1 protein-coding gene, 1 rRNA gene and 1 other annotated feature (1 of these 3 cut by a window edge) are annotated in these 3,032 nt (G+C 54.6%); of the genes, one reads left to right on the top strand and one right to left on the bottom strand.

Going from position 1 to position 3,032, the window contains the following annotated elements:
• Window positions 1-2,837 (top strand) — a sequence feature (mutual gap in cmsearch alignment for this rRNA model is longer than 100) (it extends 151 nt beyond the left edge of the window).
• Complete coding sequence (locus Xkoz_RS26540) at window positions 252-455, bottom strand: hypothetical protein (RefSeq protein ID WP_208615198.1); 204 nt, start codon at window positions 453-455, stop codon at window positions 252-254. It overlaps the preceding feature by 204 nt.
• A gap of 78 nt (window positions 2,838-2,915) precedes the next feature.
• Here Xkoz_RS26540 and rrf point away from each other — a divergent pair.
• A 5S ribosomal RNA gene (gene rrf / locus Xkoz_RS26545) occupies window positions 2,916-3,031 on the top strand.
• The last annotated feature ends 1 nt before the right edge of the window (window position 3,032 follow it).

Here is a 3,032-nt window from a genome sequence, read left to right on the forward strand (position 1 = left end):
GAGGCGAACCGGGGGAACTGAAACATCTCAGTACCCCGAGGAAAAGAAATCAACCGAGATTCCCCCAGTAGCGGCGAGCGAACGGGGAGGAGCCCAGAGCCAACATCAGCATCTGCGTCAGGAGAACGGCCTGGAAAGGCCGGCAGTAAAGGGTGATAGCCCCGTATCCGAAGACGCAGGTATTGTGAGCTCGAAGAGTAGGGCGGGACACGTGGTATCCTGTCTGAACATGGGGGGACCATCCTCCAAGGCTAAATACTCCTGACTGACCGATAGTGAACCAGTACCGTGAGGGAAAGGCGAAAAGAACCCCGGCGAGGGGAGTGAAACAGAACCTGAAACCGTGTACGTACAAGCAGTGGGAGCCCCACCACTAAGCCAGTGGTGAAGTCCACAGCGTCATCTTTTGCCTGATGACGGTCGGCGACGCGCCAGCGACGCCCAACCGCCAACATCAAGCAGAGGGGGCTTAGTGGTGGGGTGACTGCGTACCTTTTGTATAATGGGTCAGCGACTTATATTCTGTAGCAAGGTTAACCGTATAGGGGAGCCGCAGGGAAACCGAGTCTTAACTGGGCGTTAAGTTGCAGGGTATAGACCCGAAACCCGGTGATCTAGCCATGGGCAGGTTGAAGGTTGGGTAACACTAACTGGAGGACCGAACCGACTAATGTTGAAAAATTAGCGGATGACTTGTGGCTGGGGGTGAAAGGCCAATCAAACCGGGAGATAGCTGGTTCTCCCCGAAAGCTATTTAGGTAGCGCCTCGTGAAGTCATCTTCGGGGGTAGAGCACTGTTTCGGCTAGGGGGTCATCCCGACTTACCAACCCGATGCAAACTGCGAATACCGAAGAATGTTATCACGGGAGACACACGGCGGGTGCTAACGTCCGTCGTGAAGAGGGAAACAACCCAGACCGCCAGCTAAGGTCCCCAAGTCATGGTTAAGTGGGAAACGAAGTGGGAAGGCTCAGACAGCCAGGATGTTGGCTTAGAAGCAGCCATCATTTAAAGAAAGCGTAATAGCTCACTGGTCGAGTCGGCCTGCGCGGAAGATGTAACGGGGCTAAACCATGCACCGAAGCTGCGGCAGCAACATTTCGATGTTGTTGGGTAGGGGAGCGTTCTGTAAGCCGTTGAAGGTGGGCTGTGAGGCCTGCTGGAGGTATCAGAAGTGCGAATGCTGACATAAGTAACGATAAAGCGGGTGAAAAACCCGCTCGCCGGAAGACCAAGGGTTCCTGTCCAACGTTAATCGGGGCAGGGTGAGTCGACCCCTAAGGCGAGGCTGAAAAGCGTAGTCGATGGGCAACAGGTTAATATTCCTGTACTGGGTGTGACTGCGAAGGGGGGACGGAGAAGGCTAGGCCGGCCGGGCGACGGTATGTCCCGGTTTAAGCGTGTAGGTGGAATGACCAGGCAAATCCGGTCATTTGTTAACACTGAGGCGCGATGACGAGGCACTACGGTGCTGAAGTGGTTGATGCCCTGCTTCCAGGAAAAGCCTCTAAGCATCAGGTCACACACAATCGTACCCCAAACCGACACAGGTGGTCAGGTAGAGAATACCCAGGCGCTTGAGAGAACTCGGGTGAAGGAACTAGGCAAAATGGTGCCGTAACTTCGGGAGAAGGCACGCTGGCGTTAGGTGAAGTGGTTTACCCATGGAGCTGAGGCCAGTCGCAGATACCAGCTGGCTGCAACTGTTTAATAAAAACACAGCACTGTGCAAACACGAAAGTGGACGTATACGGTGTGACGCCTGCCCGGTGCTGGAAGGTTAATTGATGGGGTTATCCTCCGGGAGAAGCTCTTGATCGAAGCCCCAGTAAACGGCGGCCGTAACTATAACGGTCCTAAGGTAGCGAAATTCCTTGTCGGGTAAGTTCCGACCTGCACGAATGGCGTAATGATGGCCAGGCTGTCTCCACCCGAGACTCAGTGAAATTGAACTCGCTGTGAAGATGCAGTGTACCCGCGGCAAGACGGAAAGACCCCGTGAACCTTTACTATAGCTTGACACTGAACATGGAGCCTTGATGTGTAGGATAGGTGGGAGGCTGTGAAGTGTGGACGCCAGTCTGCATGGAGCCATCCTTGAAATACCACCCTTGAATGTTTGATGTTCTAACGTGGGCCCGTAATCCGGGCTGCGGACAGTGTCTGGTGGGTAGTTTGACTGGGGCGGTCTCCTCCCAAAGCGTAACGGAGGAGCACGAAGGTTAGCTAATCACGGTCGGACATCGTGAGGTTAGTGCAAAGGCATAAGCTAGCTTGACTGCGAGCGTGACGGCGCGAGCAGGTACGAAAGTAGGTCTTAGTGATCCGGTGGTTCTGAATGGAAGGGCCATCGCTCAACGGATAAAAGGTACTCCGGGGATAACAGGCTGATACCGCCCAAGAGTTCATATCGACGGCGGTGTTTGGCACCTCGATGTCGGCTCATCACATCCTGGGGCTGAAGTAGGTCCCAAGGGTATGGCTGTTCGCCATTTAAAGTGGTACGCGAGCTGGGTTTAGAACGTCGTGAGACAGTTCGGTCCCTATCTGCCGTGGGCGTTGGAAGATTGAAAGGGGCTGCTCCTAGTACGAGAGGACCGGAGTGGACGCACCACTGGTGTTCGGGTTGTCATGCCAATGGCATTGCCCGGTAGCTAAGTGCGGCAGAGATAACCGCTGAAAGCATCTAAGCGGGAAACTTGCCTTGAGATGAGTCTTCCCTTACCCCCTGAGGGTACTGAAGGAGCGTTCGAGACGAGGACGTAGATAGGCTGGGTGTGTAAGCGTTGCGAGACGTTGAGCTAACCAGTACTAATGGACCGTGAGGCTTAACCTGACAACACCGAAGGTGTTTTGGGGATGAGAGAGAAAGTTTCAGAAAACAGCAGCTTGTTCGAGATTGAACCCAGATTTGTCTGGCGGCAATAGCGCGGTGGGACCACCTGAATCCATGCCGAACTCAGCAGTGAAACGCCGTCGCGCCGATGGTAGTGTGGGGCCTCCCCATGCGAGAGTAGGGCACTGCCAGACA

Source organism: Xenorhabdus kozodoii (assembly GCF_002632875.1).
Classification (GTDB): domain Bacteria; phylum Pseudomonadota; class Gammaproteobacteria; order Enterobacterales; family Enterobacteriaceae; genus Xenorhabdus; species Xenorhabdus kozodoii.

Coding starts and splice junctions, on each gene's coding strand:
- Xkoz_RS26540 (WP_208615198.1), bottom strand. CDS start 455: ATGTTGGCGGTTGGGCGTCGCTGGCGCGTCGCCGACCGTCATCAGGCA.